We start from the raw sequence: 18,557 nt of genomic DNA on the forward strand, positions 1-18,557 counted from the left end.
CCATGCGATGGCTTGGACGAAGCTGCCTGTTGGCGGGGGCACTCGTTCTCGTCGCCTGTGCCGGCCCGGTGCCGGACCGCGAGGGCCTGGCGCTGATCGTCGACGGACATTACGAGCAAGGCTTGAACAAGCTGGAGGAAGCGGCCCGGTCCGATCCCGGCAACCAGGAATTGCGGATGCGCCTGTTGACCAGCCGGGAGCGCATCGTGATGCAGATCCTGGCCGCGGCGGCCAGCGCGCGCGCGGCGGGCGACGTGGGCGAGGCCGAAGCCCAGTACCGCAGGGTGCTCGCCCTGTCCCCGGGCGATGCGCGGGCCACCGAGGGTTTGCGGCTGCTCGAAAAGCGCGACCTGCACGGCGAGATGGTGCGCCAGGCGCAGGCCGCGTTGAAGAACGGCGATGTGGAACAGGCGGAAAGCCAGGCGCAGAAGATCCTGGGGCTGAGTCCCAGGAACCCGGGCGCCCTGGAGGTCCTCGCGCAGGTGGAGCGCCTGCGCGCCATGGACAGCACGGTGCCGACGCAACTGAAGTCGCGGCTCACGAAACCGGTGAGCCTGGAGTTCCGCGACGCCAACCTCAAGATGGTGTTCGACGTCCTGTCCCGCATCAGCGGCATCAACTTCATCCTCGACAAGGACATCAAGAGCGACATCAAGGTCACGATCTACGTGCGCAACGTGGCCGTGGAAGACGCCATCGACCTGACGCTGGTGCAGAGCCAGCTCGAGAAGAAAGTGCTGTCCGACAACTCCGTCCTGATCTATCCGAACACGCCGCAGAAGATCCGCGACTACCAGGACCTGGTGGTGCGCGCCTTCTACCTGGTCAACAGCGAAGCCAAGCAGACCGCCGTCGTGCTCAAGAGCATCCTCAAGCTCAAGGACATGCACGTCGACGACCGCCTGAACATGATCCTCGTGCGCGACACGCCCGAGACCATCCGGCTGGCGGAGAAGGTGATCCGCCTGCAGGACCTGGCCGATCCCGAGGTGGTGCTGGAAATCGAGGTGCTGGAGATCAATCGCACGCGCGCGCTCGAACTCGGCGTGAACTGGCCCGACACCTTCACCTGGCTGGTGCCCGGCACCAACGCGATCACGGTCAACGACCTGCCGTTCCGACAGCACACCAGCGGCTCGCGCATCGGCGTCAACGCCACGATGCTGTTGAAACTGCGGTCGGACAGCAGCATCGCCAACACGATCTCGAATCCGCGGATCCGCATCAAGAACCGCGACAAGGCGAGGGTCCTGGTCGGGGACCGGGTGCCCGTCATCACGGCGACGGTCACGCCCGGCGCCACCAACCCGGTGACGACCGAGTCCATCTCCTACCTGGATGTCGGGCTGAAGCTGGAAGCCGAGCCCGTGGTCATGCTCGACGACGACGTGTCCATCAAGGTGACGCTGGAAGTCAGCACGCTGGGCGAATCGGTGGCCACCAATTCGGGCTCGCTGGCCTACCGGGTCGGCACGCGCACCATCAACACCTCGCTGCGCCTGAAGGATGGCGAGACCCAGGTCCTGATGGGACTGATCCGCGACGACGAGCGCAATACCGCCAGCGGCGTGCCGGGTCTCGCGGACATGCCGGTCGTGGGACGCCTGTTCTCCGTGCCCCGCAACGAACGCCAGAAGACCGAGATCGTTCTTTCCATCACGCCGCGCATCGTGCGCAACCTGGTGCGCCCCGATGCCCAGGAGATGGAATTCTGGTCCGGCACCGACGCCAGCATGAAGGCCCGGCGGCCGACCCTCAACAGCGGCTCGGCCCCGGGCAGCGCCGTCGCGCCACCGGCGCCCGCAACACCGCAAGCCCCGGCGCTGCCGCCGGTCGCCCGGGCACCGGAGAGTTCCGCTGCCCTCGCGCCGGCCCTGCAGGCACCGCCGCCGTCCGCCAGCGCGCCGCTGCAAATGAGTTGGCAGGCACCGCCGACGGCACGCGTGGGCGAGCAGTTCGTCGTGGGCGTGCAGGCGAATGCGCCTTCGCCCCTCGTCGGCGCCGCGATGTCGCTCCGCTTCGACCCGGCGGCGCTGGAAGTGGTGGCCGTGGAACAGGGAGACCTGCTCAAGCAGGCCAATGTCGAAAACCGCTTCAACCACACGGTCGACGCCATCGGGGGACGCCTGGCAGTCAATGTCGCGCGTCCCGGACCGGAGGGCGCGCAGGGGCAGGGGCGATTGTTCAACGTCACCTTCCGCGTCAAGGCCGCGGCGCCCCGGTCGCAGATCCTGTTGACCAGCATGTCGCCGCTGGGTCCGGGTGGAAGCCCGATCCCGTTCAGCGTGAGCGGTGCCTTGTCGATTGCGTTGCAGCCATGAAGCCCCGGGGTTCGCGCGGGTTCACGCTGGTCGAACTGATGGTCACGGTGGCCATCGTGGGGCTGCTGGCCGGCATCGCGCTGCCCCTGGCGGAACTGGCCGTGCGGCGGCAGAAGGAACAGGCCCTGCACTCCGCGCTGCGCGAGATCCGGGGCGCGATCGATGCGTACAAGCTGGCCGTCGACCAGGGCAGGATCCGCAGGAGCGCGGACCAGTCGGGTTATCCGGAGTCGCTCGACGTGCTGGTGGCGGGCGTGGAGGATGCGCGCAGCCCGGGGCGGGAAAAGATCTATTTCCTGCGCAAGCTGCCGCGGGATCCCCTGTCCCCGCAGGCCGATGGCCCCGCCGCCGACACCTGGGGCAAGCGAAGCTATGCCAGCCCGCCCGACGCGCCGCGCGAGGGCGCCGACGTCTTCGACGTGTATTCGCTCGCGCCCGGCGTCGGCCTGGACGGCGTCGCGTACAAGGACTGGTGAGCGATGGCGCCAGGCAAGAGGCCCAGGCCTGACACCGGCTTCACGCTGATCGAGCTGCTGCTCGTCATGAGCATCATCGCGCTGCTGCTCGCACTCGCGGTGCCGCGCTACCATCAAAGCATCACCCGGGCCAGGGAAGCGGTGCTCAAGGAAAACCTGACACTGATGCGGGATGCGCTGGACAAGCACTACGGCGACACCGGGAAGTACCCGCCCAGCATCGAAGCGCTGGTCGCCAGGAAGTACTTGCGCAAGGTGCCGGAAGATCCGGTCACGGAGAGCGCGAGCACCTGGGTCGTGATCCCGCCGGACAAGCCGGACAAGGGCGGCGTGTTCGACGTCAAGAGCGGCGCACCCGGCCACTCCCTGGCCGGCGATGCGTACAGCACATGGTAGGCGCCGCGCGGTCGACCCTGCGGGTGGGGCAGCAGCGCGGCTTCACCTACATCGCGATCCTTCTCGCGATCGCCCTGCATGGCGCCGTGATGGCGGCCGCGGGCTCGGTGTGGCACATCGCGCAGAAGCGCGAGCGCGAGCGCGAACTGCTGTTCGTCGGCGAGCAGTTCCGCAGCGCCATCCGCGCCTACGCCCAGAGCGGCCCCGGCACGCAGGGCCAGCTGCCCAGGACGCTGGACGACCTGCTGCTGGACCCGCGCCTTCCGGGCACCCGGCGGCACCTGCGCAAGATCTTCGTCGACCCCATCACCTGGAAGGCGGAATGGGGACTGGTGAAGACGCCCGACGGCAACGCGATTCTCGGCGTCTACAGCCTGTCGGAGGACACCCCGCTCAAGAAGGCGAATTTCGCGCCGGCCGACCGCGCGTTCGAGGGCGCCGCCAGTTACTCGGACTGGAAGTTCGTCTACAAGCCCAATGAACGGTGAGACAGGGCTTACTCGATGCTGCTGGCCAGCTCGAAGATCGGCAGGTACATCAGGACCACGATGATGCCGATGAGGACGCCGATCACCGTCATCAGGATCGGCTCGAAGGACTTGACGAACCAGTCCACCCAGCGCGCCATTTCCTCGTCGTAGAAATCCGCCGCCTGTTCCAGCATTTCCCCCAGCTGCCCGGAACGCTCGCCCGCGCGCAGCAGTTTCAGCGCCACGAGGGTCGTCAGGCCGCTTTCCTGCAGCGCTCGCGACAGCGGGAAACCCTCGCTGACGCGCGCCGACACCTGCTGCAGGCGTTCGCGCATGTCGCCCGTCAGCAGCCCTTGCACCATGTCCAGCGAGGCCAGGATCGGGATGCCGCCGCGCAAGGTCATGCCCAGGGAACGGTAGAAGCGTGCCAGCTGGTACAGGAACACGCGCTCGCGCAAGGCCGGAATGCGCGCCAGCAGGCGGCCCAGCCCGGCGCGCACGGCGGGCTGCCGGATGGACACGACGAACAGTGCGATGGCGGCGCCCGCACCTATCGCCAGCGTCGCCTGGTGTGCCGCCAGGAACTTGCCCCACAACAGCAGCAGTTGCGACAACCAGGGAAGCTTGTGGCCTATGCCTTCGTAGACCACGCTGAACTTCGGCACCACGTAACCCAGCAGGAACAGCATGACCGACGTCCCGACGGTCAGCAGCAGCACCGGGTAGATCGACGCGCTCGCGATCTTCTTCTTCACCTGGTCGATCTGGACGTGATAGGCGATGTAGCGGCGCAGGGTCTGTTCCAGCTCCCCCGTGCGCTCGCTGGAACGCACCAATGCGATGTACAGGTCGGGAAACGCGGTGGGAACCAGCGCCAGCGCCTGCGAAAACGACTGGCCCTCGTGCAGCGCGCGCGCCACCTGGTCCAGCACCTTCTTGTGCTGCGCCTGCTGCTCCTTGTCCGCCAGGCTTTCGAGGGTGTCGATCAGCGACAGGCCCGCGCGCAGCAAGGTCACCAGCTCCTGCGTGAACAGCAGCAGCGGGAAGGCCTGCTCGCGCCGGCGCGGTGCCGCGAACCAGTCCTGCTGCGGTGTGAGGGACAGGACATGCAGGCCTTGCGCGCGCGCCATCAGCGTCGCCTCGGCCTCGCTCGGTGCCTCCAGCGCCGCCTCGACGATGCCGCCGCCCTTGCGCCGTGCCTTGAGCTGGAATCGCATGGGGCGATGCTAGGCAGCACACGAGCGTTTGACTTGACGCACATCAGCGCCCCGCATCACAGTAGTGCTATCTGGAAAACCAGGAATCCCGTCGCAGCGGCGAAGGCCAATATGCCGCTGCCTGTCCCTGCATCCCCTGCTCCTGCCTTGATCGCCATGAGGACCGTTGCCTGCCCCGCAAGAGTCGCCCTGCCGGTGCTGGCCGGCGTCGCCGTCGGCCTGGGCTCGCTCGGTCTTCCATGCATCGCGCGGGCCGATATCTTCATGTACACGGATGCCAGCGGGACGCAGCACGTCACCAACATCCCGGGCGATGCCCGCTACCAGCTCGTGCTGAGCGAGGGCGGCACACGCACCGAGCCACCGGCGCCTGTCCTTGCCCCGGGGCGCGACGCGGGCCGTGAACGCTACGCGCAGCCGGTGGCCCACGCGGCCGCGGACACGGGGCTGCCGGAAGGCCTGCTCCACGCGGTCATCAAGGCCGAATCCAACTACGACGCCGATGCCGTGTCGCACAAGGGCGCCGTGGGGCTGATGCAGCTCATGCCGGAGACGGCCCGCCGCTTCGGCGTCGTCGATGCCCGCGATCCGGCCGCCAATGTGCTCGGTGGGGCGCGCTACCTCAAGACCCTTCTTGCGATGTTCGGCGCCGACCTGGCGCTGGCCCTGGCCGCCTACAACGCCGGCCCCGCCGCGGTGCTGCGCAGCGGGCGCGCGGTGCCGGCCTATGCCGAAACGCAGCGCTACGTCCCCCGCGTGCTGGAGCTTTACCGCCGCGAGGGCGGCCACTGAGCGCTCCGTCACGCCGGCTGCAGCGCAGCGTGCACGAGCAGATGTGACGTGCACGCGCCGGGGACGCCGCGCGCGGCCCCGGCTGCGCTTTTCGGCGGTTGACGCCAGGCGCGTCGGCGCATAGCGTTGCGGCAACCATGCCGCCATTCCGGCATTTCCTGCCAGACCGTGCCGCGCCGCATCTCGATCCTGATCTTTCCCGGCTTCCAGCTGCTCGACGCGGCGGGGCCCGTCTCCGCCTTCGAGGCGGCGGGCGGATACGAGCTGCGCGTGGTCGCGGCCGCGCCGGGCATCGTGCGCAGTTCCTCCGGCGTGGCCTGGCTGGCCGAAGGCTTGCCGCGCAACGCGGGCGAGACCCTCCTGGTCTCGGGCGGTGAAGGCGTCGATGCCGCCATGCAGGACCAGCGGCTGCTGCGTTTCCTGCGGCGCGCGGCGCAAACGCCGACCCGGCTGGCCAGCGTGTGCTCGGGCAGCCTGCTGCTCGCCGCCGCCGGACTCCTCGCCGGCCGCACCGCAACCACCCACTGGTCGCGCACGGCGCAATTCCGCCGGCAGTTCCCCGACGTGCGGCTGGACGCCGACCGCATCTTCATCGAGGACGCATCCATCTGGACCAGCGCGGGGATCACCGCGGGCATCGACCTGGCGCTCGCCATGATCGCGCGGGACCGGGGTGCCGACGCGGCGCGGGCGGTGGCCCGGGAACTGGTGGTGTACTACCGCCGCCCGGGCGGCCAGTCGCAGTTCTCGGCGCTGCTGGCCCTGCAGGGAGGCCAGGGCCGCTTCGACGGCGTGCTGGACCACGTGCGGCAACACCTTGGCGAGCGGCACTGCGTGGAGGAACTCGCGGCGCGCGCCTGCATGAGCCCGCGCCATTTCGCCCGCGCCTTCCATGCCGAGACCGGCATCACGCCGGCCAAGGCCGTCGAGCGCATCCGCGTGGAGGCCGCGCGCAGCGCGCTGGACGCCGGTGCTGCGTCGGTGCAGCGGGTGGCCGCGGACTGCGGCTTCGGAGACCCCGAGCGCATGCGGCGCAGCTTCGTGCGCCTGCTCGGGATGCCGCCTTCGGCGCTGCGCCGGATCGCGACGCGCGCCGAAGGCCAGGCCGTCACTGCGCCGGCGGCTGCAGCCAGCGCGCATCGGCACTGACGCCGCCGCCAAGGGTGCCGAGGAAGGCGGCGAGCTGGTCGAGTTCCCGGGCACTCAGGCCCAGCGGCGCGAGCTCGCTGTGTCCCCGCGGCGCCGCGGGCGCGCGGTTGTAGTGCTCCAGCACCTGCCTGAGGGTCGCGAACTGGCCGGCGTGCATGTACGGGCCGCGCCCGGCGACGTTGCGCAGCGACGGAACGCGGAACTGCCGCAGCTGGTGCGCTTCGCCGGCGGCCAGGAATCGCAGTTCCCCGCACTGCTCCGCCCTCGCATCGCTGAAGCGGCCGAGGCAGTTGAATTCGTCCTGCAGCACCGACTTCGCACCCGCGAGGCGGCCCTCGTCGGAGGGTGGTCCTGCGGCCGCGGGCACGCCGGTGTTGTGGAACTCGTGGTTCGTGAACAGCGGGCCGCTGTGGCACTGCACGCACTGCGCCTTGCCGATGAACAGCTTCAGGCCGGCGGCTTCGTCGCGCGTGAGCGCCTCGCGCATCGTCGTCGCGTCGCCGGCCAGCGCGGCCTGCACGTAGCGGTCGAACCGCGACGCGGCGGGCTCGATCCGGCGCTCATAGGCTGCGACCGCCTTGCCCAGGTTGGCGAACACGCCGCTGACGGCATCCCGCCGCTGCGGCGTCATGGCGTTCCACGCCGCCTTCGCGCTGGCGTCCTGCACCGGCCCGGCATGCGCGGGCAGGCCCGCGAGGTCCGGCAGCGGACCGAAGATCGCCTCGTACTCCGCCCGGTATTCCTTCGCCAGCAGGCGTGCGTATTGCGTGCGGTCGCCACCGTGCTCCACCGCGCTCTCGAGGGGACCCAGGGCCTGGGCCCATTGGCTGTCCTTGCGGCCGTCCCAGAACTGCCAGGGGCTGTGCGCGGTGCCGATGATGCTCATGGTGCGGCGGTCCGTCGTGCCCACGCCCTTGGCGAGCGGCGTGCCGTCCTGGAACAGCCGGTCCGGCAGGTGGCAGGTGGCGCAGGCCACCTGGCCGTTCGCGCTCAGCCGCTGGTCGAAGAAGAGGCGGTGGCCCAGTTCGGCGGCCCGCGCGTCGTCGGCGACGCGGTTGGAGGGATCCGCCGGCGGCGGCGGCAGGCTGGCGATCGACAGTTCCCGCAGCTGCGCGAGTTCGTCCTTGCTCCAGCCACCGGCGGAGGTCGCCGCGATGGCGACCCCCGCGAGCAGCGCCAGCAGCGTGGCCACGGTCCATCTGCAGATTCGCATGGCGTGGCTCCTACTTGTTCAGCTGCAGGTGGAAGCGCACGCGCTCGGTGCGTCCGTCGGCGGTGACGTCGAAGTCCATCACCCACCAGCCCCCCATCTGGAACTTGACGCCCTCGAGCAGGTAGTCGCCGTTGCCGAGATGGCGCGTGACGCGCGGGCGGGTGGGCAGGCCGTGGCCGTGTTGCGGCATGTCGCCGTCCACGGCGAACACGGCATCGGTGACGGGAGTGCCGTTGGCGCGCGCGACGTGCAGGGTCCAGGCGTGCAGGCGGCCGACGGGCACCGGGCCTTCGGTCCGGTAGGCCACGCGGAACGCACCCTGCGCGGACAGGCGTTCGGTCGCGTAGTCCGCCGCGTCCTGCGGCGGCCTGATGCGCGCGCCGGCACTGCAGCCGGCCGCCAGCAGGGCGAGCGAAACGAGGAAGAGACGGCGGCGGCGCTGCGCGCCTTGCATGGGGATCGGGTTCATGGGGCTCCTTGCGATGGGGCTGGTCGGCGTGACCAGGCCGCAAGGTTCAACCTTGCCGCGATGTCAAGGTCAAGGGCCGCCGCGCCGCGGACGAACGGCGGCGGGGCCGGGGGTTGACCCTCCCATGGTGGGAAGGTTCATAGTCGCGCAGACCTCGCGCCACGCTGTGCGGCATGGCAGGAAACGAGGCAACCGCGACATTGCCGCCATCCCGCTGCGGGCGCACAGTCCGCACCGGATGGTCCCCGAGGATCGCAGGAGCGGAACGCCATGAACACCATGAACGCCATGAACATCGGTGAAGCCGCCGCGGCGGCGGACGTCACGCCCAAGATGGTCCGCCACTACGAGTCGCTCGGCCTCATTCCGGCGGCCGAGCGCACGGAGGCCGGCTACCGCCTCTACACGGCGCGCGAGGTGGAGATGCTGCGCTTCGTCCGCCAGGCCCGCGCGCTGGGCTTTTCCATCGAACAGATCCAGTCGCTGATGGCCCTGTGGCGCGACGAGCACCGGCAGAGCCGTTCCGTCAAGGAACTGGCGCGCCGCCAGCTGGCGGACCTGGAGGAGCGGCAGCGCGAGCTCGATGCGATGCGCACCACCCTCGCTGCTCTCGTGGAGAACTGCGCCGGCGACGAGCGCTCCTGCTGCCCGATCCTCGAGCGGCTGTCCTCGCCGCCCGCGCCGGTGCCGGCCGCGAGCGCACGCAACGCGACGCGCTCGCTCAAGCAGGTCAAGCCCGGATCCTCGGTCGTGCAGCGCCGCCGGCAGGCCCCCGCGCGCAGTGCGCAGGACCTCCACGGCGGACACTCCGGGCTGATGGCGTGGAGCAGGTCCTTCACGCCTGCGTGATCGCGCGGCGATCACGGACGGGCACGCGCGTCACGCCTGCATTGGAGGCAGTTACCGGGCCAGCAGCATCTCACCCGCGAGCACCGGCGGGGCGGCGCGCCGGGCCTGCGCGGCGATCCACGCCGAGCCGCTGTCCTCGGCGTTCAGCGCGGCGACTTCGTCGCGGGCCTGCAGGTATTCGGCGGTGACGTCGGCGCGCGTGCGGCTGCTCTGGAAGCGGGCCAGCGGGTTGTAGCTGGTCGACCACGGGTTGACGCCCGAGGCCTTGTACTGCTGCAGCTGCGCCTGCACTTCGGCGCGCGTCAGCGAGCCGACGAAGGGATGCGCTTCGACGGTGATGTCGTCGGCGAAGGCGACGCTGGTGGAAGCGGCGGCGATGGCGAGGACGGAGGCGATCAGGTAGCGGTTCATGACGGTTCCTCTAGGGGTGAGTGATCAGGGGTTTCTCTTGCGGTCGGTGCTGGCGTCGTTTTCACTGCCTGCATCCACCGTGCACTCACTGTAGGAAACCGTCGTTAGCCGTGACTGAGCCTTCTCTTAGCCACGCGTTAGGCGAGCGCCTCGACACGCGCGACGAGGCCGCTGCGGTCCGCGCGATTGCGCAGCGTGAGCGCCAGGCCGCAACGCTGCGCCGCGGCCTGCGCGATGGCCAGGCCCAGGCCGCTGCCCTCCGCATTCGTGCCCGGCACCCGGAAGAAGCGGTCGAACACGCGGGGCAGCAGTTCCTGCGGGATGCCCGGGCCCGTGTCCACCACCTCCACCGCGACGCGCCCCTGCTCCTGCAGCAGGCGCACGTCCACCACGCCCCCGGTGGGCGTGTAGCGCAGCGCGTTCTCGATCAGGTTGTCCAGCAGGCTGCGCAGGTCGCCCGGCACGCAGTGCAGCGTCAGCGGGCCCGAGGCGGGCGCGGGGCCGACGAAGCCCAGGTCGATGTTGCGCTGGTCGGCCAGTCCGATCAGCGTGTTCATGCTCTCGCGCAGCTGCGCCTGCAGGTCCACGATGGCGGGACCGTCCGCGCCGGCCGCTTCCTGCCGCGACAGGCGCAGCAACTGCTCCACCAGCCGCTGCGCCCGCCGCACGCCGGCCTGCAGGTGGGCGTAGCGCCCCGCCGCGGCGTCGCACTGCACGTCCTGGCGCATGTTCTCCAGCTGCAGGGCGATGGCGGCGATCGGCGTGCGCAGTTCGTGCGCGGCGTCCTGCACGAAGCGCCGCTGCGTCGCGAACGCCTCGCCCAGTCGCCGCAGCAGGCTGTTGAAGGACAGCACCAGCGGCGCGATCTCCTGCGGCACGCCCTGCAGCGGCAGCTCGGAGATGTGGTGTTCGTCCTGCTGCGCCGCCTGGCGCGCGATGTCCCGCAGGGCATGCGACATCGCCCGGGCCAGGCACCACAGGATGAACAGCGACAGCGGCAACAGCAGCAGCACGGGAGCGAGCGCGGCTCCCGCGCGTTCGGCGGCGAGCGTGTCGCGAAAGCCCGCGCTTTGCAGCACCTGGACCCGCTCGCCGTGCGCGGCCGCCGCGGGCACGGTGTACACGCGCCAGCGCGCGCCGCCCTCGGCGACATCGTGGAAGCCCTCCTGCGGCAGCAGGCCGACCTTCACCTGCGCGGAGGACGAGGCGCGCAGGTGCCCGTCGGCCCCGTACACCTGCACCACGTAGGCGCCCCATTTCTGGATGCGCTCGGTGGTCTGCGGCATGGGCTGGACGCCCTGGTTGGCGGCGATCGCGCCGGCGAGCTGCTGCATCTGGTCGTCCATGAAGGCGCCGACCATCTGCGCATACGACCAGTAGGCCAGCGCCGCCGCCACCGAGCCGACCACGAGGAACAAAGGCACCAGCCACAGCAGCAGCGCGCGCCGCAGGGAACACATGCGGCCGGTGGGGAACACGCGCCATTTCATGCGCTGCTCCTCGCGTCCGCCGCGGGTGCGACGACGCGCCACCCGAGCCCACGCACGTTGCGGATCGCATCCGGCCCCAGCTTGCGCCGCATGCCGTGGATCAGGACGTCGACGGCGTTGCTGCTCACCTCTTCGCCCCAGCCGTAGATGCGGTTCTCGAGCTGTTCGCGCGACAGGATGGCGCCGGGCCGCTCCAGCAGTGCGTGCAGCAGGGCGAACTCGCGCGCGGAGAGCTGCGATCGCTCGCCTGCCACCAGCACCTCGCGGGTGGTCAGGTCCAGTTGCAGCCCGCCGTTGCCGATCAGGGAATGCGCGGCGCCATCGCGCCGCCGGATGACGGCGCGCATGCGGGCCACCAGCTCGCGCAGCTCGTACGGCTTGAGCAGGTAGTCGTCGGCGCCGAGGTCCAGGCCGTACACCCGGTCGTCCACGCCGTCGCGGGCGGTGAGCACGATCACCGGGGTGGTGTCGCCGCGGCCACGGGCCTGCCGCAGCACCTCCACGCCATCGCGCTTGGGCAGCCCCAGGTCCAGCAGGACGCAGGCATAGTCGCCGTCGTCCCAGGCGCTTTGCGCCAGCAGGCCGTCCTTCACCCAGTCGACCGACCAGCCTTGGGAAGACAGGGTTTCCCGCAGGCTGTGGCCGATCATCTCGTCGTCCTCGACCAGCAGCACACGCATGTTCACCACTCCTGCGCACACCCTAGCACTGCTGTCTTAGTCCTGCATTAGCCCAGCCCATCCGGGCCGCGCCGCTCATCGCCCTGTCTATATGATGGTCATCATATTGCGCTATGCTGGCGCTCCTTCGAACCGGATCCGCCTCCCCATGGACACCGCGCCCACCCGCAAGCAGCTCACGCACGACCGCATCGTCGACACCGCCGCGCGCGTGCTGCGCGAGACGGGCTTCCACGGCGTCGGCGTGGCCGACATCATGAAGCGCGCGGGCCTCACGCACGGCGGCTTCTACGCCCACTTCCCCTCGCGCGAGGTGCTGCTGGCCGAGGCCCTGGAACGCGCGGGGCAGGACAGCCGGCTGCGCCTGGAGCGCTCGATCGCCGCCCGCGAAGCCAAGGGCGCCAGCCGCTTGCGAGCGCTGCTGGAAAGCTACCTGTCCGAGGCGCACCTGAAGGCCGTCGACAGCGGCTGCCCGGTGGCAGCGCTCGCCTCGGAGATGCCGCGGCAGGGCGAAGCGGTGCGAGAGGCCGGGCAGGTCCGCGTCGAGTCCCTGCTCGCGGCCGTCGCTGCGGCACTGCCGCCCGGCCACCCCGAGGGCAGCGCCGGCATCGTCGCCGCCCAGATGGTCGGCGCGCTGCAGATCGCCCGCGCCCTGGGCGACAACGCCAGCGGCCGGCGCCAGCTCGCAGCTGCCCGGCAATTCCTGCTGGAGCAATTCGAATCCCCGCGGCCTGCGGGCCGCTGAACGCGCGCGCCCTCCGGCGCGCTTCCCCGCGACCGCAAATATGACGGTCGTCATATATGAACCAGGAGCCCCCAATGCAACTCGCCAATGCCGTCGTCCTGATCACCGGTGCCAATCGCGGCATCGGCCTGGCTTTCGCCCGCGAAGCCCTGCGCCGCGGCGCTCGCCGCGTGTATGCCGGCGCGCGCGACCCCGCGAGCGTTCAGCTCGCGGGCGTGCTGCCCATCCAGATCGACGTCACCGACCCCGAACAGGTCGCCCGCGCCGCGCGCGATTGCGGCGACGTGACCGTCCTGATCAACAACGCCGGCGTGGCGAATACCGGCGGCTTCCTCGAGGACCCGACGCTCGGTTCCACGCGCTGGCAGATGGAGACCAACTTCTTCGGCATCCTGCGCATGGCGCAATCGTTCGCGCCCGTGCTCGCGGCCAACGGTGGCGGCGCGATGCTGAACGTGCTGTCGATCGCCAGCTGGATCAACCGGCCCCTGCTGGGCGCGTACGGCGCCACCAAGTCGGCGGCCTGGGCCCTGACCAACGGGCTGCGCCACGAGCTGCATGCCCAGGGCACGCAGGTGACGGCATTGCACATGGGATTCGTCGACACCGATCTCACGCGCGGCATCGCCGCGCCGAAGTCGTCGGCGGAAGACGTCGTGCGCCTGGCGCTCGACGGGCTCGAAGCCGGCGCCACCGAGGTGCTGGCCGACGAGGCCACGCGCCAGGTGAAGCAATCCCTCTCCGGCGCGTCCGCCGCCTACCTGGTGGCCGCGTGAGCACGGCCGCCCTGCCCGTGTCGGCGGCCACGCAGAAGATGCTGCGCGGCCCGGTGCTCGGCACCTTGCTGGGCCTGGCGACGCCCAACGTGCTGGGGCTGTTCGCCAATACCGTGGTGATCGGCTTCGACGGCTACATCGTCGGCCGGCTGGGACCGGAGGCGCTGGCAGGCGTCGCCGTGGTGCTGCCGCTGGCGATGCTGATGCTGCAGATGTCCGCGGGCGGCCTCGGCGGCAGCACGACGGCCGCGGTGGCGCGGGCGCTGGGGGCGGGCGACGCGCCGCAGGCCACGCGGCTCGCGCAGCACGCGCTGCTGCTCGGGCTTGCGGCCTCGCTGCTGTTCACGCTGCTGGCCGCCAGCCCTGCTCTCTACGCCACGATGGGAGCGCGCGGGGGCGTGCTGGCGCAGGCCAGCAGCTACGCGGGCGTGCTGTTCACGGGCGCCGCGGCGGTCTGGTCGGTGAATGTGCTGGCCGGCGTCGCGCGCGGCACCGGCAACATGCTGCCCGCGGCGCTGGCCCTGGTGGCCACGACGGCGATGCACCTGATGCTGTGCCCGCTGCTGGTGTTCGGCGGTGGACCGGTGCCGGCGCTCGGCGTGGCGGGCGCTGCCGCCAGCACGGTGACGTGCAACGCGATCTCCGCGCTGGCGCTGCTCGCGTGGCTGTCACGCCCCGGTCGCCCGGTGCGCATCGTCGGTCCGCGCTGGCAGTTGCAGCGCTCCGCGTTCCGCCGCATCCTGGACGTGGCCCTGCCTTCCGCGGTGAACCCGGTCCTGAGCAACGGTTCCATCGCGCTGGCCACGGCCTACGTCGGCACCTTCGGCAGCCTGGCGGTGGCGGCGTACGGCATCGCGGCGCGGCTGGAATACATCCTCGTGCCGATCGCCTTCGGCTTCGGCAGCGCCCTCACGGCGATGGTCGCCACGAATCTCGGGGCGCGCCAGGCCGTGCGCGCCAAGCGCGTCACGTGGGCCGGCGCCGGGCTGGTGTGGGCGGTCACCGGGAGCATCGGCCTGGTCGCGGCGCTGTGGCCGCAGGCGTGGATGGCGCTGTTCACCGCCGACGCCGCGGTGCAGGCCACCGGCGGCGCGTACCTGCGCATCGTGGGCGGCTGCTACGGCTTCTTCGGGCTCGGTCTCGCGCTGTTCTTCGCCTCGCAGGGCGCCGGGCGCCTGCGCTGGGCGCTGGTGGCCAGTGCCGCGCGGCTGGTGGTCGTGGCGCTGGGCGGCTGGTTCGCGGTGCATGTCCTGGCCGGCCCGCCGGCGGCACTGTACGCAGTCGTCGCCGCCAGTCTCGCGGTGATGGGACTCACGCTGTGCGTGGCGACCTACCTGGCGGACTGGGATCCTGCCAACCGGTCGGCCTAGGCGCCCGCGAAGGCGCGCACGCCTACTTACGTCGCCGCCGGCCGGGCTCGACGCTCGCCAGCGGGTCCGCAGGCCGGCAGCTCGCCGCGCAGCGCCGCGCCAGTTCCTGGTACAGCAAGGTCCCCTGGTGCTTGCGCGCGACGTCCTCGTCGGTGAGCTGGCGCTTCACCTGCGCGGGCATGCCCGCGACCAGCGAGCGGGGCGGGACCTTCGTGCCTGCCGCGACGAAGGCGCAGGCGGCCACCATCGCCTGCTCGCCGATCTCCACGCCGTCCATGACGACTGCCTTGATCCCCACCATCGCGTCGCGGCGCACCACGCAGCCGTGCAGCACCGCCCCGTGCCCGATGTGCCCGTCCGCTTCCACCAGCACCTGCGCGCCGGGAAAGCTGTGGAGCACGCAGCCGTCCTGCACGTTCGCGCCGGCCTCCAGGACGACCTGGCCGAAGTCGCCGCGCAGCGACGCGCACGGGCCGACGTAGCAGCCGGGCCCGACGATCACGTCGCCGATCAGGACGGCCGTGGGATGCACGTAGGCGGTGGGATCGACCACCGGCACCACGCCCTCGAAGGAATAGCAGGCCATGGCCGTCAGTGCCGCGCCGCGCGGATCGCCTGCACCGCCTCGGGGTTGACCAGCGTGCTGAGGTCGCCCGGGTCCTCGCCGAGCAAGGCCGCGCGGATCACCCGGCGCATCAACTTCATGTTGCGCCGCCGCCGGCGGCGAAGCCCACCACCATGCGGATCGGGCGGGCGGGCCAGTTCGCCTGGGCGAAGGCGGACGGCGCGACGGCGAGGAGGCAGGCGGCGGCCGGTGCACCTGCAAGGCAGCGGCGCAGGGACAGGATCTTCATGGGGTGTCTCCAACTTGGAATGAATCGGGCGAACGCTCAGGACGCCGGGTTGCGAACCTGCTCGCGCAGCTTGAACTTCTGGATCTTTCCGCTGGGTGTCGTCGGCATCGCGTCGAGGACCACCAGCTTCTCGGGGATGTACTGGAGTGCCACCTTCTGGTCCTTGAGGTAGCTCACCATGTCGGCCATCTGCAGGCCCTGCCCCGGTTTCGGCACCACGACCGCGCAGGCCCGTTCGCCCAGGCGCTCGTCGGGATAGGCCACGATGGCCGCCATCGCGATCGCCGGATGGCGGTACAGCAGCGATTCGATCTCCACCACCGGGATGTTCTCGCCGCCGCGGATGATCACGTCCTTGCTGCGCCCCGTGATGCGGATGTAGCCCTGCGCGTCCATGCGCGCGAGGTCGCCGGTGTCGAACCAGCCCTCGGCGTCGGTGCCGTTCCACTGCGGCCGCTTGAGGTAGCCGCCGAAGTTGGAGCAGGAGCGCACCAGCAGCCGCCCCGGCTGGCCGGCCGGCACGGGATCGCCGGCTTCGTCCGCCACCTTCACCTCGACGCCGGGCAGCGGCAGGCCGTCGGTCGTGAAGGCGCGCTCGTCGTCGTCCTCCAGGCGGATCGTCGTCACGGCGCCGTTCTCCGTCATGCCCCAGGCGGAGACGATCTTGCTGCCCAGCACGCTGCGCGCCTGCTCCACCAGCGGCCCGGGAATGGGCGCGCCCGCGCACAGGAAGGTGCGCAGGGAGGGCACGGGCGTCTTGGCTTCGGCAACGGTGCGCGTGAGATCGCCGAGGAAGGGCGTGGACGCCATGGTGAAGGTGCAGCCTTCCGTGCGGATCACCTCGATCGCCCGCTTCGGCTCCCAGACGTCCATCAGGACCGCACCCGCGCGCAGCATCACGGGCATCATCAGGCCGTACATGAAGCCGGTCTGGTGCGCCATCGGGGAGGCCATCAGCACCACGTCGTCGGCGCCCAGCGCCAGGCGCTGCGCGTAGGGAACGATGTTGGCCATGAGCGTATTGGCGCTGTGCATCACGCCCTTGGGCTCGCCCGTCGTGCCCGAGGTGTAGATCAACTGCGTGATGTCGTCGGCGCCGGGCCGGCTGGCACGCAGGATCGCCGCGGCATCGGGAGCATCCTCCCAGGCGGGGCCGGACAGCAGCTGCTCGAAGCTGTTGGCGCCGCTTCCGTCGACGATCACGACGTGCTTCAGGTCCGGCAGCGAGGGCTGCAGTCCCTGCACCATCTGCTCGAAGTCGAAGCCGCGGAACTGGCGCGGCGCGATCAGGACCCTGGCCTCGCCGTGCCTGAGCATGAACCCCAGCTCGCGCTCGCGGAAGATGTGCATCAGCGGATTCATCACCGCGCCGATGCGCGAGCAGGCCAGATAGACCAGCGTGAACTGCCACCAGTTGGGCAGCTGGCAGGCCACCACGTCGTCCCGCCCCACACCCAGGCGCGCCAGGCCGACGGCGATGCGGTCCGCCATGCGCCCCAGCTCGCGGTAGGTCATGCGCGTGACCTCGCCGGAATCGGCGCGGTAGGCCGTCAGGGCGGTCTTGTCCGGGCACGCCGCGATGCAGGCATCGAGGTCGTCGTTGATGGTGCGGTCACGCCAGTGGCCCTGTTCGACCATGCGGGCGCGGCGGGGCGGAATGAGGACGGGGTCGAATCGCATTCGCTGGTCTCCTGGGGCGTCTTGGTGCGCTTCGGTTGTTCAGGCGGGAACGGCCTTGCGGCCGGCCCGGGTGCGGGCGACGATCGTCTTCATGATCTGCGCCGTGCCGTCGCCGAGCTGGAAGCCGAGCACGTCGCGCAGGCGCTGCTCCATCACGCCGCGGTCGTAGCCGCCGTGGCCGAAGGACAGCAGGCACTGGTGGACCACGTCGTAGGCGAGCTTGGGGCCCCACCACTTGCACATCGCCGCCTCGGCGGTGTGCGGCAGGCCCTTGTCCTTGAGCCACAGGGTCTGCAGGCACAGCAGGCGGGCGCCTTCGACCTGCGTGTCGAAGTCGGCCAGCGGATGCGAGACGCCCTGGAAGGCCGCCAGCGGCTTGCCGAAGGCCTCGCGCTGGGCGACGTACTCCCAGGTCTCCTCCAGCGCCACGCGAGCGACGGCCAGCACCTGCAGCCCGATCAGCGCGCGCGAGAAGTCGAAGCCCTGCATCACCTGCACGAAGCCCTTGTTCTCGTCGCCCAGGCGGTGGTCCACCGGAATCCGCACGTTTTCGAAGAACAGCGAGCCGCGGCCGATGGCGCGCTGGCCGTGGCAGTCGAAGCGGTTGCGGGTGAGGCCCGGCACGTCGGTGGGCACCAGCAGCGCGGTCACGCCGTGCGCGCCCGATTCCACCGTGCCCGTGCGGCCGAACACCACCACCGCATCGGCCTGGTCGGCGGCCGAGATCGAGGTCTTCTCGCCGTTGATCACGTAGTCGTCGCCGACGCGCTCCACGCGCAGCCGCAGGTTGGCCGCATCCGAGCCGCCGCGCGGCTCCGTCAGGGCGATGGCCAGCAGCGCCTTGCCCTGCGTGAGCTTGCGCAGCCAGGGCTTCGCCACCTCCGGCTGGCCGTGCTGCGCCAGGATCTGGCCGTTGAGCGATGCCAGCAGGTTGATGTAGGAGAGGCTCAGGTCCGCGCGGGCGATCTCCTCGTGCACGACGCCGGCGGCCAGGCAGCCCATGCCCTGCCCGCCGAATTCCTCCGGCAGCTCGGGCGCGATGAACCCCATCTCGCCCATTTCGTGCATCAACTGGCGGTCCAGCACGCGGGTGTGGTCGCGTTCCAGGAAACCCGGTGCCACGCGGCGGCTGGCGAAGCGGCGCGCATGCTCGCCCAGCGCCTGCAGGTCTTCGTCGAGGTAGGGATTCATCGCCCGGC

At 70.7% G+C, this 18,557-nt stretch carries 20 protein-coding genes; 10 read left to right on the plus strand and 10 right to left on the minus strand.

All coding sequences use genetic code 11. The features are described from left to right. Positions 1-29 precede the first annotated feature (29 nt). Genes WG923_RS00345 through WG923_RS00360 form a run of 4 tightly spaced genes read left to right on the plus strand, consistent with a single transcriptional unit; the run spans position 30 to position 3,681 of the window. Positions 30-2,321 (plus strand): cohesin domain-containing protein, encoded by a 2,292-nt coding sequence (locus WG923_RS00345; RefSeq protein ID WP_340348924.1) that lies wholly within the window; start codon positions 30-32, stop codon positions 2,319-2,321. Next, positions 2,318-2,797, plus strand: coding sequence for a type II secretion system protein (locus WG923_RS00350; RefSeq protein ID WP_340348925.1), 480 nt, complete (start codon positions 2,318-2,320; stop codon positions 2,795-2,797). The genes WG923_RS00345 and WG923_RS00350 overlap by 4 nt, the downstream gene beginning before the upstream one ends. Before the next feature lie 3 nt (positions 2,798-2,800). Beyond that, complete coding sequence (locus WG923_RS00355) at positions 2,801-3,193, plus strand: type II secretion system protein (protein WP_340348926.1); 393 nt, start codon at positions 2,801-2,803, stop codon at positions 3,191-3,193. Then, the gene (locus tag WG923_RS00360; RefSeq protein ID WP_340348927.1) at positions 3,187-3,681 is read left to right on the plus strand and encodes a type II secretion system protein; all 495 of its coding nucleotides are present in this window, start codon (positions 3,187-3,189) and stop codon (positions 3,679-3,681) included. The genes WG923_RS00355 and WG923_RS00360 overlap by 7 nt, the downstream gene beginning before the upstream one ends. Before the next feature lie 8 nt (positions 3,682-3,689). Here the strand turns inward: WG923_RS00360 and WG923_RS00365 are convergent, their stop codons facing one another. Next, positions 3,690-4,880 (minus strand): type II secretion system F family protein, encoded by a 1,191-nt coding sequence (locus tag WG923_RS00365; RefSeq protein ID WP_340348928.1) that lies wholly within the window; start codon positions 4,878-4,880, stop codon positions 3,690-3,692. 156 nt (positions 4,881-5,036) lie between these two features. Here WG923_RS00365 and WG923_RS00370 point away from each other — a divergent pair, with 156 nt between their 5' ends. Together WG923_RS00370 and WG923_RS00375 are read left to right on the plus strand one after the other, a co-directional pair. Then, positions 5,037-5,672 (plus strand): lytic transglycosylase domain-containing protein, encoded by a 636-nt coding sequence (locus WG923_RS00370; RefSeq protein ID WP_340348929.1) that lies wholly within the window; start codon positions 5,037-5,039, stop codon positions 5,670-5,672. 168 nt (positions 5,673-5,840) lie between these two features. Continuing rightward, a complete protein-coding gene (locus tag WG923_RS00375; protein WP_340348930.1) occupies positions 5,841-6,821 on the plus strand; it encodes a GlxA family transcriptional regulator in 981 nt (326 codons plus the stop codon). Here WG923_RS00375 and WG923_RS00380 read toward each other — a convergent pair. Further along, on the minus strand, positions 6,781-8,034 hold the full coding sequence (locus WG923_RS00380; RefSeq protein WP_340348931.1) for a cytochrome-c peroxidase: 1,254 nt from the start codon (positions 8,032-8,034) through the stop codon (positions 6,781-6,783). The two genes, WG923_RS00375 and WG923_RS00380, sit on opposite strands and share 41 nt — an antisense overlap. Before the next feature lie 10 nt (positions 8,035-8,044). Next, complete coding sequence (locus WG923_RS00385) at positions 8,045-8,503, minus strand: FixH family protein (RefSeq protein ID WP_340348932.1); 459 nt, start codon at positions 8,501-8,503, stop codon at positions 8,045-8,047. A 270-nt stretch (positions 8,504-8,773) separates the two neighbouring features. On the opposite strand from WG923_RS00385, the gene WG923_RS00390 reads away from it, so the two are divergent. Beyond that, complete coding sequence (locus WG923_RS00390) at positions 8,774-9,352, plus strand: MerR family DNA-binding protein (RefSeq protein ID WP_340348933.1); 579 nt, start codon at positions 8,774-8,776, stop codon at positions 9,350-9,352. Between the two features lie 51 nt (positions 9,353-9,403). On the opposite strand, the gene WG923_RS00395 is transcribed toward WG923_RS00390, so the two are convergent. From WG923_RS00395 to WG923_RS00405, 3 genes are all read right to left on the minus strand, one after another. Then, on the minus strand, positions 9,404-9,763 hold the full coding sequence (locus tag WG923_RS00395) for a DUF4148 domain-containing protein (protein WP_340348934.1): 360 nt from the start codon (positions 9,761-9,763) through the stop codon (positions 9,404-9,406). A 137-nt stretch (positions 9,764-9,900) separates the two neighbouring features. Continuing rightward, positions 9,901-11,253, minus strand: coding sequence for a sensor histidine kinase (locus WG923_RS00400; protein WP_340348935.1), 1,353 nt, complete (start codon positions 11,251-11,253; stop codon positions 9,901-9,903). Then, a complete protein-coding gene (locus WG923_RS00405; RefSeq protein ID WP_340348936.1) occupies positions 11,250-11,933 on the minus strand; it encodes a response regulator transcription factor in 684 nt (227 codons plus the stop codon). The genes WG923_RS00400 and WG923_RS00405 overlap by 4 nt, the downstream gene beginning before the upstream one ends. Before the next feature lie 148 nt (positions 11,934-12,081). Here WG923_RS00405 and WG923_RS00410 point away from each other — a divergent pair, with 148 nt between their 5' ends. The 3 genes from WG923_RS00410 (at position 12,082) to WG923_RS00420 (ending at position 14,824) form a co-directional block, all read left to right on the plus strand. After that, positions 12,082-12,678 carry a TetR/AcrR family transcriptional regulator gene (locus WG923_RS00410; RefSeq protein WP_340348937.1) on the plus strand — a complete coding sequence of 199 codons (597 nt, stop codon included), beginning with the start codon at positions 12,082-12,084 and terminating at the stop codon, positions 12,676-12,678. 74 nt (positions 12,679-12,752) lie between these two features. Next, complete coding sequence (locus WG923_RS00415) at positions 12,753-13,454, plus strand: SDR family oxidoreductase (RefSeq protein ID WP_340348938.1); 702 nt, start codon at positions 12,753-12,755, stop codon at positions 13,452-13,454. Then, positions 13,451-14,824: an MATE family efflux transporter gene (locus WG923_RS00420; protein ID WP_340348939.1), complete on the plus strand. Its 1,374-nt coding sequence runs from the start codon at positions 13,451-13,453 to the stop codon at positions 14,822-14,824. Before WG923_RS00415 ends, WG923_RS00420 begins: the two co-directional genes overlap by 4 nt. A gap of 22 nt (positions 14,825-14,846) precedes the next feature. Here WG923_RS00420 and WG923_RS00425 read toward each other — a convergent pair whose 3' ends face one another. The 4 genes from WG923_RS00425 to aliB all read right to left on the minus strand — a co-directional run bounded on the left by WG923_RS00425 (position 14,847) and on the right by aliB (position 18,549). Next, on the minus strand, positions 14,847-15,410 hold the full coding sequence (locus WG923_RS00425; RefSeq protein WP_340348940.1) for an acyltransferase: 564 nt from the start codon (positions 15,408-15,410) through the stop codon (positions 14,847-14,849). A gap of 115 nt (positions 15,411-15,525) precedes the next feature. Continuing rightward, positions 15,526-15,678, minus strand: a complete 153-nt coding sequence (locus WG923_RS00430) for a hypothetical protein (protein WP_340348941.1) — start codon at positions 15,676-15,678, stop codon at positions 15,526-15,528. Positions 15,679-15,714: 36 nt separating this feature from the next. Further along, positions 15,715-17,358 (minus strand): cyclohexanecarboxylate-CoA ligase, encoded by a 1,644-nt coding sequence (gene aliA / locus WG923_RS00435; RefSeq protein WP_340348942.1) that lies wholly within the window; start codon positions 17,356-17,358, stop codon positions 15,715-15,717. A gap of 39 nt (positions 17,359-17,397) precedes the next feature. Next, positions 17,398-18,549 carry a cyclohexanecarboxyl-CoA dehydrogenase gene (gene aliB, locus WG923_RS00440; RefSeq protein WP_340348943.1) on the minus strand — a complete coding sequence of 384 codons (1,152 nt, stop codon included), beginning with the start codon at positions 18,547-18,549 and terminating at the stop codon, positions 17,398-17,400. Between the last annotated feature and the right edge of the window lie 8 nt (positions 18,550-18,557).

Source organism: Ramlibacter sp. AN1133, from assembly GCF_037890035.1.
Classification (GTDB): domain Bacteria; phylum Pseudomonadota; class Gammaproteobacteria; order Burkholderiales; family Burkholderiaceae_C; genus Ramlibacter.

Bases quoted from the DNA above. Each gene is read 5' to 3' on its own strand.
- WG923_RS00355 (WP_340348926.1), top strand. From the start codon at position 2,801: ATGGCGCCAGGCAAGAGGCCCAGGCCTGACACCGGCTTCACGCTGATC.
- WG923_RS00410 (WP_340348937.1), top strand. From the start codon at position 12,082: ATGGACACCGCGCCCACCCGCAAGCAGCTCACGCACGACCGCATCGTC.
- aliB (WP_340348943.1), bottom strand. From the start codon at position 18,549: ATGAATCCCTACCTCGACGAAGACCTGCAGGCGCTGGGCGAGCATGCG.
- WG923_RS00390 (WP_340348933.1), top strand. From the start codon at position 8,774: ATGAACACCATGAACGCCATGAACATCGGTGAAGCCGCCGCGGCGGCG.
- WG923_RS00400 (WP_340348935.1), bottom strand. From the start codon at position 11,253: ATGAAATGGCGCGTGTTCCCCACCGGCCGCATGTGTTCCCTGCGGCGC.
- WG923_RS00405 (WP_340348936.1), bottom strand. From the start codon at position 11,933: ATGCGTGTGCTGCTGGTCGAGGACGACGAGATGATCGGCCACAGCCTG.
- WG923_RS00380 (WP_340348931.1), bottom strand. From the start codon at position 8,034: ATGCGAATCTGCAGATGGACCGTGGCCACGCTGCTGGCGCTGCTCGCG.
- WG923_RS00385 (WP_340348932.1), bottom strand. From the start codon at position 8,503: ATGAACCCGATCCCCATGCAAGGCGCGCAGCGCCGCCGCCGTCTCTTC.
- WG923_RS00370 (WP_340348929.1), top strand. From the start codon at position 5,037: ATGAGGACCGTTGCCTGCCCCGCAAGAGTCGCCCTGCCGGTGCTGGCC.
- WG923_RS00395 (WP_340348934.1), bottom strand. From the start codon at position 9,763: ATGAACCGCTACCTGATCGCCTCCGTCCTCGCCATCGCCGCCGCTTCC.
- WG923_RS00350 (WP_340348925.1), top strand. From the start codon at position 2,318: ATGAAGCCCCGGGGTTCGCGCGGGTTCACGCTGGTCGAACTGATGGTC.
- WG923_RS00430 (WP_340348941.1), bottom strand. From the start codon at position 15,678: ATGAAGATCCTGTCCCTGCGCCGCTGCCTTGCAGGTGCACCGGCCGCC.
- WG923_RS00415 (WP_340348938.1), top strand. From the start codon at position 12,753: ATGCAACTCGCCAATGCCGTCGTCCTGATCACCGGTGCCAATCGCGGC.
- aliA (WP_340348942.1), bottom strand. From the start codon at position 17,358: ATGCGATTCGACCCCGTCCTCATTCCGCCCCGCCGCGCCCGCATGGTC.
- WG923_RS00365 (WP_340348928.1), bottom strand. From the start codon at position 4,880: ATGCGATTCCAGCTCAAGGCACGGCGCAAGGGCGGCGGCATCGTCGAG.
- WG923_RS00425 (WP_340348940.1), bottom strand. From the start codon at position 15,410: ATGGCCTGCTATTCCTTCGAGGGCGTGGTGCCGGTGGTCGATCCCACC.
- WG923_RS00360 (WP_340348927.1), top strand. From the start codon at position 3,187: ATGGTAGGCGCCGCGCGGTCGACCCTGCGGGTGGGGCAGCAGCGCGGC.